The sequence below is a fragment of the Gordonia sp. OPL2 genome, from assembly GCF_003797825.1.
Taxonomy (GTDB): domain Bacteria; phylum Actinomycetota; class Actinomycetes; order Mycobacteriales; family Mycobacteriaceae; genus Gordonia.
This window is the reverse complement of record NZ_RKME01000011.1, coordinates 67,425-80,083: the sequence shown is the minus strand read 5'-3', so window position 1 is coordinate 80,083 and position 12,659 is coordinate 67,425. Positions and strand designations below refer to the sequence as shown.

General features: G+C 66.5%; 13 protein-coding genes. 6 read left to right on the top strand and 7 right to left on the bottom strand.

What is annotated here, in order from left to right; translation table 11 throughout:
- Nucleotides 1-100: 100 nt before the first annotated feature.
- Nucleotides 101-1,108: an ABC transporter permease gene (locus tag EEB19_RS13070; RefSeq protein ID WP_262365644.1), complete on the bottom strand. Its 1,008-nt coding sequence runs from the start codon at nt 1,106-1,108 to the stop codon at nt 101-103.
- Between the two features lie 20 nt (nt 1,109-1,128).
- A complete protein-coding gene (locus EEB19_RS13065) occupies nt 1,129-2,733 on the bottom strand; it encodes an ABC transporter substrate-binding protein (protein ID WP_187586979.1) in 1,605 nt (534 codons plus the stop codon).
- A gap of 170 nt (nt 2,734-2,903) precedes the next feature.
- Between EEB19_RS13065 and EEB19_RS13060 the strand changes: the two genes are divergently transcribed.
- Nucleotides 2,904-3,761 (top strand): alpha/beta fold hydrolase, encoded by an 858-nt coding sequence (locus tag EEB19_RS13060; protein ID WP_187586897.1) that lies wholly within the window; start codon nt 2,904-2,906, stop codon nt 3,759-3,761.
- An 86-nt stretch (nt 3,762-3,847) separates the two neighbouring features.
- On the opposite strand, the gene EEB19_RS13055 is transcribed toward EEB19_RS13060, so the two are convergent.
- Nucleotides 3,848-6,019: a 3-hydroxyacyl-CoA dehydrogenase NAD-binding domain-containing protein gene (locus EEB19_RS13055; protein WP_187586895.1), complete on the bottom strand. Its 2,172-nt coding sequence runs from the start codon at nt 6,017-6,019 to the stop codon at nt 3,848-3,850.
- Nucleotides 6,020-6,121: 102 nt separating this feature from the next.
- Nucleotides 6,122-7,333: an acetyl-CoA C-acetyltransferase gene (locus EEB19_RS13050; RefSeq protein ID WP_187586893.1), complete on the bottom strand. Its 1,212-nt coding sequence runs from the start codon at nt 7,331-7,333 to the stop codon at nt 6,122-6,124.
- 129 nt (nt 7,334-7,462) lie between these two features.
- Between EEB19_RS13050 and EEB19_RS13045 the strand changes: the two genes are divergently transcribed.
- Nucleotides 7,463-8,635 carry a TetR/AcrR family transcriptional regulator gene (locus EEB19_RS13045; RefSeq protein WP_187586891.1) on the top strand — a complete coding sequence of 391 codons (1,173 nt, stop codon included), beginning with the start codon at nt 7,463-7,465 and terminating at the stop codon, nt 8,633-8,635.
- Nucleotides 8,636-8,644: 9 nt separating this feature from the next.
- Here the strand turns inward: EEB19_RS13045 and EEB19_RS13040 are convergent, their stop codons facing one another.
- From EEB19_RS13040 to EEB19_RS13030, 3 genes are read right to left on the bottom strand one after another with little or no spacing between them, the layout of a single operon-like run.
- Complete coding sequence (locus tag EEB19_RS13040; protein WP_187586889.1) at nt 8,645-9,151, bottom strand: nuclear transport factor 2 family protein; 507 nt, start codon at nt 9,149-9,151, stop codon at nt 8,645-8,647.
- Nucleotides 9,151-9,453: an EthD family reductase gene (locus EEB19_RS13035; protein ID WP_187586887.1), complete on the bottom strand. Its 303-nt coding sequence runs from the start codon at nt 9,451-9,453 to the stop codon at nt 9,151-9,153. Before EEB19_RS13035 ends, EEB19_RS13040 begins: the two co-directional genes overlap by 1 nt.
- A gap of 21 nt (nt 9,454-9,474) precedes the next feature.
- Nucleotides 9,475-9,867 (bottom strand): nuclear transport factor 2 family protein, encoded by a 393-nt coding sequence (locus EEB19_RS13030; protein ID WP_187586885.1) that lies wholly within the window; start codon nt 9,865-9,867, stop codon nt 9,475-9,477.
- A gap of 161 nt (nt 9,868-10,028) precedes the next feature.
- On the opposite strand from EEB19_RS13030, the gene EEB19_RS13025 reads away from it, so the two are divergent.
- Genes EEB19_RS13025 through EEB19_RS13010 form a run of 4 tightly spaced genes read left to right on the top strand, consistent with a single transcriptional unit; the run spans nt 10,029 to nt 12,645 of the window.
- Entirely contained in the window at nt 10,029-10,415 is a 387-nt protein-coding gene (locus EEB19_RS13025) for a nuclear transport factor 2 family protein (protein WP_187586883.1), read from the top strand.
- Nucleotides 10,416-10,450: 35 nt separating this feature from the next.
- Nucleotides 10,451-10,807, top strand: coding sequence for an EthD domain-containing protein (locus EEB19_RS13020; RefSeq protein WP_187586881.1), 357 nt, complete (start codon nt 10,451-10,453; stop codon nt 10,805-10,807).
- A complete protein-coding gene (locus tag EEB19_RS13015; protein WP_262365634.1) occupies nt 10,804-11,961 on the top strand; it encodes an acyl-CoA dehydrogenase family protein in 1,158 nt (385 codons plus the stop codon). Before EEB19_RS13020 ends, EEB19_RS13015 begins: the two co-directional genes overlap by 4 nt.
- Before the next feature lie 57 nt (nt 11,962-12,018).
- Nucleotides 12,019-12,645, top strand: coding sequence for a TetR/AcrR family transcriptional regulator (locus EEB19_RS13010; RefSeq protein WP_187586877.1), 627 nt, complete (start codon nt 12,019-12,021; stop codon nt 12,643-12,645).
- Nucleotides 12,646-12,659: the final 14 nt, after the last annotated feature.

Here is a 12,659-nt window from a genome sequence, read left to right as displayed (position 1 = left end):
GTCGTCGGCGCGGTGGGCGGGGACGTCGGGCGGGTGGTCGAGCGGTCCGCCGGGCGGGTGGTCGGGCGGTCCGTCGAGCGGGCGGTCGGCAGCCGGGCGATCACGCCGTCATCCCGATCCGGGGATCGAGCCACACGGCGGCGGCATCGGAGAGCGCGGAGCCGACGAGTACTAGCACGGCCGCACCCACGGCCAACGCCGCCAACAACGGGAAGTCAAGGGCAACAGCGGAATCCACCAGCGCCTGTGCGAGTCCCGGCCACCCGAACACGGTCTCCACGATCGCGGCGCCCGCGATCAGCTCGGGGAGTCGCGTGCCGAGCAAGGCGAGCGTCGGCAACACCGAGACCCCGACCACGTGTCCGCGCAGCAGCACCCATCCGCCGATCCCCCTCGCACGCGCCGCGCGGACGGCGTCCGACGCCACCGCCTCGACCACGGCAGATCGCATCGTCAGCAGCAGCCACGGGATCATCGACACGGTCAGCGCGATGAACGGCAGCACGGCATGGGACACGATGCCCTCGACGGTGTACGGATCGCCCGGGCGGCGTGCGCCGGATGTCGGGAACGCGCCGAGAGACACCGCGAAGACACTCACCAGCAGCAGTGAGACCACGAATGGTGGTGTCGCGGCGAGCATCGCGGCCAGCGCGGTGACACACCGGTCGAGGAACCCGCCGCGCCGCATGCCGATGACCGCACCGAGTACGACCGAGATCACCGCCGCGCTGAGCAAGGCGGCCGATGCCATGCCCAGGGTGAAGGGCAGCCGCTCGGCGATCACGTCGGAGACGGGTTGACTGCGAGTCGTCGACCAGCCGAGGTCCCCGGTCAGCAGGTGCCCCCACCAGCTCAGCCAGGCCTGGAACCAATTCTGATCGAGGTCGTAGGCCGCACGGACGGCGTCGCGCTGCGACTGGGTCGCCGACTGATAGTTGGCACCGAGATGCGCTGCGAGAGGTTCGAACGGGGACGCCGCCGCGATCGCGAAGACACCGAGGGACACCAGGACCACGGTCGGGACGGCGACGAGGCATCGGCGGCCGAGGAGCCGTGCGGCCGGGCGCAGCCGGGATCGTCGACCGCCGGCGGTTCCGGTGTCCACCGGCGCCGACACGGTCAGGGTCACGGCGTGTCGCTCCGCCACGAGGGCAGGTTCCACCACGGCCCCCACGCGACGCCGTGCGAGTGGGGTTCGAGGATGGGTGCGTCGTAGGTCCAGCCGTCACTGCGCACGGCGTAGGTGTGGTGCAGGAACGCGAGATACACCGCCGACGGCGCGGTTTCGTAGACCGTCTGGATCTCGCGGTAGCGCGCATCGTTGGCTGCACCGGACGCGCTCTGGCGGGTCTCGTCCAGCAGCGCGTCGAGCCCGGGTGCGGTGAAGTCGCCCGGATTGGAGTACGGCGACGAATCCGCCACACGGGTGTGCAGCGGGTCGTACACCTGCGAGTCGATGCTGTACGGCGTCGCTCCCCCGCCCAGCAACACGGCGTCGGAGTTCAGGCGGGTGTCGATCTCGTCCCAGCTGGTCCCACGGGGATTCACCTCGACACCCAACGGCCTCATCGAGGCGGCGAACGCGACGGCCAGGTCCCGTCGCAGCGTGTCCTCGGCGTTGTAGAGAAGGGTGAACGACGCGCGATCGGTACCTCGCACACGCACCCCGTCGGGGCCCGCGCGCCATCCCGCGCGGTCGAGGATCTGCCCGGCCTGTGCTGTGTCGAAGGCGAACTGGGCGTCGGCGTTGTAGGCCGGCCCGTACACCGGGGCGATCGGAGTGCTTGCCGGTTCACCCCGGCCGTCGAGCACGTCACGGACGACGGCGGCTCGGTCCACACCGAGATTCATGGCCTTGCGCGCCTGGACGTCGGCGGTGAAGGGATTCGCCGAGGGCAGCGACACTCCGCGCCAATCGGCCGACTTCACGGCGACCACATCGACTCCCGGCCGACCGTCGAGGCTCTGGGCGAGCTTCGGCGGCAATGTGGTGCCGTCGATCTCGTCGGCGGTGATCCGCTGGGCACGCGTGTTGTCGTCGGGGACGTAGCTGTAGACGATCCTCGTCACCTGCGGCGTGCCACCCCGGTAGTCGTCCCGTGCGACCAGCACGGCCTGGTCCGGCTGCAGCGAGTCGAGCCGATAGGGGCCGGTGCCGACCGGCCGGGTGTTCAGCGCCCACTCGGCCGCCGGCTTCGCCTCGATCTTCTCCGACGGCGCGATACCCAGCAGCAGGTACGGGGAAGGATCGGCCGAGGTGTTCATGCGCACGGTGACCGCCGTGGGTCCATCGGCCGTGACGTCGACGATCGGCGCGAAATCGGTGGAGATCTCCGACGCGACCCTGGGGTCACGCACCGCTCGATAGGTGGCGACGACATCGGCGGAGTCGAAGGCGCTGCCGTCGGAGAAGGTGACCCCGGCCCGCAGCGGCACTCGCCACACTCGATCGACCACCGGCTGCGGTGCGTCGTCGGCGAGTGCGGGGATCAGGTCGGGTACGCGTGAGTCACCGTCGGCGGCGGGCCGGAGCAGACCCTCGTAGATCGGCGACACGCCCTGCTGGCCGTACCCCATGATCGGGCTGAAGTCGCCGAGTTCCTGACTCTCGCCGAGCACGATCGTGTCGGACGACCCCGACGACGAGCCGCTCGTTCCTCCGCACCCGGCGATCACGCTCACCGCCACTGCGGCCACTGCCGTCCCCGCGATCCACCGCGGCCGTCGCATCGTCATCGCTGCCCCATCCCGTCCGACACCGCACGAGTGTCTGTCCCCACATATGTTCACATGAACAGATGTCGGCCGCACCACGAACCCGACCTGGACCGGCTCTCACGTCCAGAGCAATAGGTACCCACCCGGTGACAAGAAAATAGAACACGTTCTAACCTGATCAGGTGGATGTGACCTTCGACGCGACCAGACGCGAACTGACCACCGACCAGGGCACCTTGCGTTACCACGAGGCCGGCGACGCCGACGCCCCGCCGCTGATCCTGCTGCACGGCTCCGGCCCCGGCGTCACCGGCTGGCGCAACTACCGCGGCAACCTCGGCGTCTTCGCCGAGACCCACCATTGCTACGTCGTCGAGTTCCCCGGCTTCGGGGTGAGCGACCCGGTCGAGGGGCACCCCGTGCTCACCGCCGGGTCGTCGGTGATCCGGTTCATGGACGCGCTCGACATCGACAAGGCGCCGATGATCGGCAACTCCATGGGCGGTGTCGTCGGCGTCAACCTGGCGATCAAGAAGCCCGACCGCGTGGAGAAGCTCGTCACGATCGGCGGCGTCGGACCGAATGTCTTCAGCCCCAGCCCCAGCGAGGGCCTGCGGCTGCTGCAGGAGTTCACCGACGACCCCGACCGGGACAAGTTAGTGCGCTGGTTGCGCGCCATGGTCTACGACCGTGCGCTCGTCACCGACGAGCTGATCGAGGAACGCTGGCAGGCCGCCATCCATCCCGACGCCCAGAAGACCGCCCAGATGATGTACGGCTCTGCGGCTTTCGAGATGCAGCAGCAGTTCATGGCCGCCTCCGACACCCCGCCCTACTGGTCGATGATGCACAAGGTCGCCTGCCCGACGCTGCTCACCTGGGGTCGCGACGACCGGGTCAGCCCACCCGACATGGCGATGGTGCCGATGCGTCTCATCCCTAATGCCGAGCTGCACATCTTCCCGAACTGCGGCCACTGGGTGATGATCGAGGCCAAGGCGGCGTTCGAGTCCGCGGTGCGGGCGTTCCTGCAGCGCTGATCGGGAGCGAATTAGCAAGGGGCCCCGACCATGTCGGTCGGGGCCCCTCGTCAGCTCGAGATCAGCTAGCTCAGCTCGACCTCAGCTCAGAACTTCTCGCCCTTGGCTGCCTTGTCGACGAGCGACTGCGGCGGCTCGAAGTGCTTGCCGTACTTGGACGCGAGGTCTTTGGCACGATCGACGAAGCCCTGCAGGCCACCCTCGTACTGGTTGATGTACTGGATGACGCCACCGGTCCATGCCGGGAATCCGATGCCGAAGATCGAACCGATGTTGGCGTCCTCGACGGAGGTGAGCACACCCTCGTCGAAGCACTTCACGGTTTCGAGGGCCTCGGCGAAGAGCATGCGCTCCTGCATGTCCTCGAACGGGATCTCGGTGGTGCCGGACTTGAAGTGCTCACGCAGACCCGGCCACAGGCCGGCACGCTTGCCGTTCTCGTCGTACTCGTAGAAGCCCTTGCCGTCCTTCTTGGCGGTGCGGCCGTTCTCGACCATCCAGTCGACGACGGCGTTGCTGCCGTGTTCCGGGATCGACTTGCCCTCCGCCTTCAGTGCGGCCTCGGTCTCCTTGCGGATCTTCTGCGGCAGCGTGAGGGTCAGCTCGTCCATCAGCTGCAGCGGCGCGGCCGGGTAACCGGCCTGGGTGCCCGCATGCTCGATGAACGCCGGCTCCACTCCCTCGCCAACGGCCGCGACGGCCTCGTTGATGAAGGTGCCGATGACGCGGCTGGTGAAGAAGCCGCGGCTGTCGTTCACCACGATCGGCGTCTTGCGGATCGCGAGGGTGTAGTCGATGACCTTTGCGAGCACCTCGTCGGAGGTCTTCTCACCACGGATGATCTCCACCAGCGGCATCTTGTCGACCGGCGAGAAGAAGTGGATACCGATGAAGTCCTCTTGGCGCTTCACACCCTGCGCGAGGCTGGTGATGGGCAGCGTCGAGGTGTTGGAGCCGAGCACGGCGTCGGGCTCGACGACGTCCTCGATCTCCTGGAACACCTTGTGCTTCACCTCGACCGACTCGAAGGCGGCCTCGATGACGAGGTCGACACCCTTGAAGTCGGCGGCGTCGACGGTCGGCGTGATCCGCGCGAGCAGAGCGTCGCTCTTCTCCTGCGTGGTCTTGCCCTTGGCGAGTGCCTTCTCCTCGAGCTTCTCGGAGTAGCCCTTGCCGCGCTTGGCCGCATCGATGTCGATGTCCTTGAGTACCACCTCGATACCGGCCTTGGCCGACACATAGGCGATGGCTGCGCCCATCATGCCCGCGCCGATGACACCGACCTTCTTGGCCTGGTACTTCGGGTAGCCCTCGGGACGCGAGCCGCCATTGTTGATGTGCTGCAGATCGAAGAAGAACGCCTTGATCATGTTCTGCGCGACCTGACCGGTCACCAGCGAGACGAAGTAGCGGGTCTCGATGATGTCGGCGGTGTCGACGTCGACGTACGCGCCCTCAACGGCGGCGGCCAGAATGGCCCGCGGCGCAGGCATGTTCGCGCCCTTGATCTGCTTGCGCAGCAGCGCCGGGAGCGCGGGGAGGTTCGCGGCGAACGCCGGGTTGGTGGGGGCACCACCCGGGATCTTGTAACCCTTCTTGTCCCACGGCTGCGCGGCTTCCGGGTTCTCCTTGATCCACGCCTTGGCAGCAGGCAGGAGCTCCTCGACCGAACCGACGACCTCGTCGACCAGACCGGTCTCCTTGGCCTTGGTCGGGTTGAACCGCTGGCCCTGCAGCAGCACACCCATCAGGGCGTTCTGGATGCCGAGAAGGCGGACGGTACGGACGACGCCGCCGCCGCCGGGGAGCAGACCGAGAGTGGCCTCGGGCAGACCGATCTGGACACCCTTGACGTCGGCTGCGACGCGGTAGTGGGTGTGCAGGGCGATCTCGAGACCGCCACCGAGAGCGGCGCCGTTGATGGCCGCGACGACCGGCTTGCCCAGGGTCTCCAGCCGGCGCATCACCTTCTTCATGTTGTTGGTGCGCTCGGTGATCGCGGTCGCGATCTCCTCCTTGGACTGGGTCCGCTCGGCGGTCATGTCCTTGAGGTCGCCACCGGCGAAGAAGGTCTTCTTCGCCGAGGTCAGCACGACACCGGTGATGTCGTCCTTCTCGGCCTCGAGACGCTCCACGATCGTCGGCAGCGAGGTCATGAACAGTTCGTTCATGGTGTTGGCGCCCTGGTTCGGGTCGTCCATGGTCAGGACGACAACCCCGTCGGCGTCCTTCTCCCAGTTGAACATGTTGTCACTCATGGTGTTTCGAAGATTCTTTCTGTCGTGCCTCCCCGATCCCTGAGGAGCCCCGCGAGGAACGAGCGAGGCGTCACGAAGGGTCGGAGACGGCGAAGTGGAAGATCAGAGACGCTCGATGATGGTCGCGACGCCCATGCCGCCGCCGATGCACAGGGTGACCAGGCCGTAGCGGCCGCCGGTGCGCTCGAGCTCGTCGAGGCAGGTGCCGAAGATCATCGCGCCGGTCGCGCCGAGCGGGTGGCCCATGGCGATCGCGCCGCCGTTGACGTTGACCTTCTCGTGCGGGATCTTCAGATCCTTCATCCACTTCATGACGACTGATGCGAACGCCTCGTTGAGCTCGAAGACGTCGATGTCGTCGACGGTCAGACCGGCCTTCTTCAGCGCCAGCTCGGTGGCCGGGGTGGGGCCGGTGAGCATGATGGTCGGCTCGCTGCCGATCTCGGCGAAGGTCACGACCCGGCCGCGCGGGGTGAGCCCGTTGCGCTTGCCGGCCTCTTCGCTACCGAGCAGCACCAGACCGGAGCCGTCGACGATGCCGGAGCTGTTGCCGCCGGTGTGCACGTGGTTGATCTTCTCGACCGAGTGGTACTTCTGCAGCGCCACGTCGTCGAAGCCGGCCATGTCGGCCAGGGCCTGGAAGGCGGCCTTGAGCTTGCCGAGGCTCTCGACGGTGCTGCCGGGGCGACGGTGCTCGTCCTGGTCCAGGACGATGACGCCGTTGATGTCGCGCACGGGGACGACGGACTTCGCGAAATAGCCGGAGGTCCACGCCTTCTCGGCACGTGCCTGCGACTCGGCAGCGAAGGCGTCGACGTCCTCGCGGCTGAAGCCCTCGATGGTGGCGATCAGGTCGGCACCGATGCCCTGGGGAACGATGTAGTTGTCGTACGCGGTGGCCGGGTCGGTGAACAGTGCACCGCCGTCGCTGCCCATCGGCACGCGGGACATGGACTCGACGCCACCGGCGAGCACGAGGTCGTCGAAACCGGATGCGACCTTGGCGGCGGCGAGGTTGGTGGCCTCGAGGCCGGATGCGCAGAAGCGGTTGATCTGGGTGCCGGGGACGCTCTCGGGCAGACCACTGTTCAGTGCAGCGGTGCGGGAGATGACCGCACCCTGCTCACCCACCGGCGACACCACGCCGAGGACGACGTCGTTGATGTCGGCCGGGTCGAGGCCGCCGTGGCGGGACAGGACCTCGTCGATCAGTCCGGAGACCAGGTCGACCGGCTTGATGCTGTGCAGCGAGCCGCCGCGCTGCTTGCCACGGGGCGTACGGATCGCCTCGTAGATGAATGCTTGATCAGCCACGTTGAGTGTTCCTTTCGCATGAACCATGTGTGGTTACCCCACGAGGCTAACGCGGAATAACTTGTTTGGCTATACCGGGTGGTCAGGTAGTCACTCGCACCACTGAAGATGCGCTATGGTCGATTCACCATGGCTTCCGAGAAACCGACCCGGCGCACACGGCCGGCCGACCGCAAGGCGCAGCTCGTCGAGCATGCCGCCGCGCTGTTCGCCGACCGCGGGTACACGCAGGTGTCGCTGGCCGACATCGCCCGCGCGGCCGGGGTGACCGCGCCGTCGGTGTACCGGCACTTCGACGACAAGCGTTCCCTGCTCGCCGCCGCCGTTCTCGCCGGCGTCGACGACCTCGAGGCCTGCACGGATCGCGCACTGAGGGACGACGGTCCGCCGACCGCGGATCTGATCTCGACGGTCTGCGCTCTCGGTGTACGCCGACCGCAGTCCACGTCGCTGTGGCGCTGGGCGAGTCAGCACCTGACCGACGAACAGAACCGGGAGGTGGTGCTGAGGACCCGAGGCATCCTCCATCGCTGGGCCGGCGCACTCGCCGAGGGCACCGATCTCTCCGAACGCGAGGCGGTGACCCTGGCCTGGGCGGTTCTCAGCGTGGCGGGCAGCTTGTCGGTGCACAACACCCGGATCCCGACGACGCGCGCACTCGGCGAGATCGACACGCTCGTGCGTCGTGTGATCGCCCTGCGTCCCGCTTCCGCGCCACCGCTGCCCACCATGCCGCCCGCCGGCGTCGGCGAGCCGACCCGCCGCGACGAGATCCTCGACGCCGCAGCCGAACTCTTCGCCGATCGCGGTTACGCCGACGTGGGCGTCGACGACATCGGCGCCGCCGTCGGCATCACCGGCCCCAGCGTGTACAAACACTTCAGCTCCAAGCTCGCGATCCTGGCCGGGATCGGCCATCGCAGCGCGGCCCGGCTCGAGGCCGGTGTGATGGCCGCCTACACCTCCACCGCCGATCCGGCCAAACTCCTTGCACTGCTGGTCGATTCGTATGTCAACGTGATCACCTCCACGCAGGACCTGTCGGCATCGTTCAACAACTCTCACGCGCTCGCCGGACAGCCGACCGCATCGGATCTCGTGGACATCCAGCGCCGTTACGTGGCCCGCTGGATGGACCTGCTCATGCAAGCCGATCCTGGCATCTCCCGCGAACGGGCCGCGGTCACCGTCCACGCCGCGCTGTCGATCGTCAACGACGCGATCCGCATGCGTCGCGGCGTGCACCGGCCCGAGTTCGGCGCTCAGATGGCGTATCTGATGAAGGGCGTGTTGGCGGTCTGAGCAGCGGGTTCAGCGGTCGCGGCTCCAGACACCGGGCCCGAGTCCGCCCAGCAGCGGCATGAACGTCGAACTGATCGAGGACTCCGTGGCCCACAGGTAGTCCATGGTCCTCCGGCTGATCCGCCATCCGACGTCGGTTCGACGGAACTCGTCGTGGTACCGGCCCGCCATCACGAGCGCCGTATCCGGGTCGTCGGCGAACCCTTGATATGAGTGCAGATAGGTCAGGGCATCGGCGTGATCACCGTCGACATCGATCGTGTAGACGGTGAGGGTGTGTTGCTGCCAGGTGATCGCGGACGTCATACCGGATATCCAGTCCGCAAGTGCGTCACCGCCGATGATCGGCTCACCGTTGCCGTACTGCGCCCAGACATCGTCGGCCACGGTGGCGCGGATCGCCTCCCGGTCGAAGGTGTCACAGCCGGCGGCGTAGGCATACAGGGTGCGCGCGATCAGCTCACGATCGTCACGGGATGCGAGGAACGTGGCCTCCCCCGAGGGTGCCGGCGTCATCACACCACCTTGTAGTGGTCGACGGTGAAGGTATCGAAAGACGCGACGAAGCTCTCGTTGTCGGCGACCGCCTCGGCGAACTGCGGACTCGCGACGGCCGACTCGAACGCCTGTGCGCTCTCGAAAGTCATGACCGCGAACGCATCCGGGTCGGTGTCGTCGGATTCGGTGGCCGGTAGCGGAAAGACCTCATACGACAGGAGATCGGGAAAGGTCGTCGCGATCGGGAAATGCACGTCGCGATAGTGCGCCAAGAACTCGGCGCGGCTCAGTTCCGGTTTGCGATGGACGACGAACAGCACGCGATACATCTTCGGCCCCGATCAGTTCGCCGCGGCGGCGTCGGAATGGAACATGTCGAACCAGATTCTCAATCGACCGGAATCATCACGGCGATAGACGATCTGATACTTTCCGGCGTCATGGACCGGGTCACCTTCCGGTGGTGCCACATCCATCGTGTATCCGCCGACCTCGACAACGCAGTCCGCACGCTCGACGACCGTATCGGTCGTCATGGTCGCACCGGTGACCCCGGCCTTCATCACCTGGTCGTAATAGGCGCGGGCCCCATCGGCGCCGTGGATGATCGGCACGCCGGGCAGCAACAGGACGACGTCGTCGTCGTAGCACGCCATCAGCCCGTCGAGGTCGTGCGCACCCAGAGCGGCGCAGAACTCCTTGTTTCCTGTGGCGATCTCGTCCTCGATGGTCATCTGAACTCCTTCCGATGAATTGAAGTTAGTTCAGGTTTTTCCCTTAGTCAACGGCGGTCTTCCATCACGGACCAATCCGAACCTTGACGAACACGCGTGTGCATGCGCATATTGAAGTGAGTTCATTTTGTTTTCTTGCGACCACCGGGAGTACTTCGACCATGAGCACCCAGGACGACATCGACGACTTCAACCGGCGACTGATCGCGGCACTCGACGCACAGGACGTCAACGGCGTACTCGACTGCTACACCGAGGACGGAGCGCTCCTCGCACCGGGCGGTCCCGCCGTCGTCGGCCGGGAAGCCCTCGGCCAATGGTGGAAGACGTTCTTCGACAACGGCTTCCGATCAGCGGAGATGACCACCGACCGGATCGTGGAGGACCAGCCTGCGCTCGTCGTCGAGCTCGGCAGCTACCGCATGGAACTGACCGGCCCGGACGGCCAACCCATCCGCGATGAGGGAAAGTACTCGATCGTCTACCGACGCGGACCCGACGATCGACTCCGATACGCGGTCGACTCACTCAGCTCGTCGCTTGCCTGACTCACCGACCACATTCCACCCAGGAGAGACTCACGATGCCCCCCAATGACAATCAGCCCGTCGTACTCTTCGGCCTGTACCGATGGGCCGGAACCACTCCCGAGGAGTTCCGTGCGCACTATCTCGATCATCACGTCGGGATCGGCAAGAGGATTCCCGGAGTCGCCTGGTACTACGCCTTCCTGAACACCGATCCGCAGCGCGACGGCAACAGTGCGCCCCGTCCGGATGCGTTCGCGGTCATGTGTTTCGAGTCCGCCGACGCATTCGCCCAGCTGTCGACGACAGCCGAATGGGCCGAGGCCGTCGCCGACAACGTCGGCTTCATCAGCCATTTCGACACCTACCCGGTCGAGCGCGTGACCCTCGTCCCCGAGCGGCCCGCATCGTGACCGCGACGTGGGCGGTCGACAACTCGGTCCACGTCCTTCCCGACGACGAGGAGACCGACCTCCGCTCGGCAGTACGCGAACTCCTCGCGTCGGCCGGTGACATCGAGGATGTTCGACGTGTCGCCGACACCGTGCAGGGGTTCTCCGCGGAGGTCTGGCGCCAACTCACCGACTCGATCGCGGTGACCACCATGACGGCGCCGGAGACGTTCGGTGGCCTGGGTTTCGGATTCCGCTACCTGTGCGCCGTCGTCGAGGAATGTGGGCGGGCACTGAGGCCGGAACCCGTCCTGGCCTCGGCAGTGCTCGGCGCGCCCGCGTTGCTGACCGATGCGGGATCCGATGTCGCGGATCTGCGTCGCGACGCGTTGAGCGGACGAGCGATAGTCACAACGTCGCCGTTGACGACTGCCTCCGACCAGCTCACGGCCTCGGGGTCCTCCTCCGGGTGGACAGTCGACGGCACCACGCGCCTCATCGATATCCCGAGCGCCGACGTCGCCATCGTGACCGCCGAGATCGACTCCGGCCGTGCACTGTTCGCAGTTCAGATAGGTGGCGGTGCACAAGTCACCAGGCTGACGTCGATAGATCCGACGCGACCTCGGGCAGAACTCCGATGTGCCGGAGCCTCGGCGGCATTGCTGACGGCTTCCGGCGATCACGAGGCCGTGATCAGATATCTCCGGACACGCGGAATCATCGCTCTCGCCGCAGAAAACGTCGGCATCGCCGACCGGTTGTTCGAGATGACGTGTGACTACACGAAGTCCCGGCAGCAGTTCGGACGGACCATCGCGTCGTTCCAGGCGATCAAACACCGTTTGGCCGACATGTTCCTCGATGTCGAGCGAGCCCGGTCTGCGGCTCGTTACGCTGCCGCATTGTCCGATTCGTCGGACTGTGCCGACGCGTCCGCTCTCGCACGGCTGGAGGTTGCTGCTTCCGTCGCCGGGGCGGTGACGGGCGACGCCGCTGTCAGGGTGGCCACCGAGGCCATCCAGTTGCACGGCGGGATCGGATTCACCTGGGAACATCCGGCGCACAGCTATTACCGGCGCGTCCTCACCAACGAGAGTCTGCTCGACGGTCCGTTCGCGCACCGACAACGCATCGCGGCGTTGGCTTTTCCGGACCGCTCCGGAGTAGCCTGACCCGAATTCACCTCACTGGACGTATACTGCGGCAATCGACAGCAGAAGGAGGTAGCCATGCCTGTGGCCACCGAGGTGCGCGAGGACGGCCCCCGCTCCAAGCGCGCACGAATCCTCACCGTCGCCATCGAACAGTTCGGCAAGGTCGGCTACGAACACACCAAGTGGGCGTCCGTCGCCGGCGAGGTGGGCATCGGCCAGACGGCCCTCTACCATTACTTCGAGTCGAAAGCCCACTGTCTCCTCACCATCATGCGGCTCGAGTTGACCGACTCGGTCGGCCGCTTCCAGGCCGGGATCGCCGGGATCACAGACCCCGAGGGCGCCCTGCGCGCAGCAGTGGCCGCCTCCCTCGCCGGCGAGCCCATCGATGCCCTACAGCGTCGAATCCTGCAGAACCACATGGACATCCTCAGCACTCCTCGCCAGTCCGACAAAGAGGAGGCCGAGCGGCTTCGTTCCCGTGAGGTCGTCGCCGAGATCGAGAAGAACTGGGCCGCATTGATCAAACGCGGAATGGACAGCGGCGTCTTCGTCGACGGCGATCCGGTCTTGTACGCCCGCCTGGTCCTCGGTGTCGTGGTCAGTGTCTGGCGGTGGTACCGCCCCGGCGGTCCGCTGTCGCTCGACGACCTCACCCGACAGGTCTCCGACAGTGTTCTCCGGATGGTCGCTCGAGAGTGATCGGCCCGTTGTCT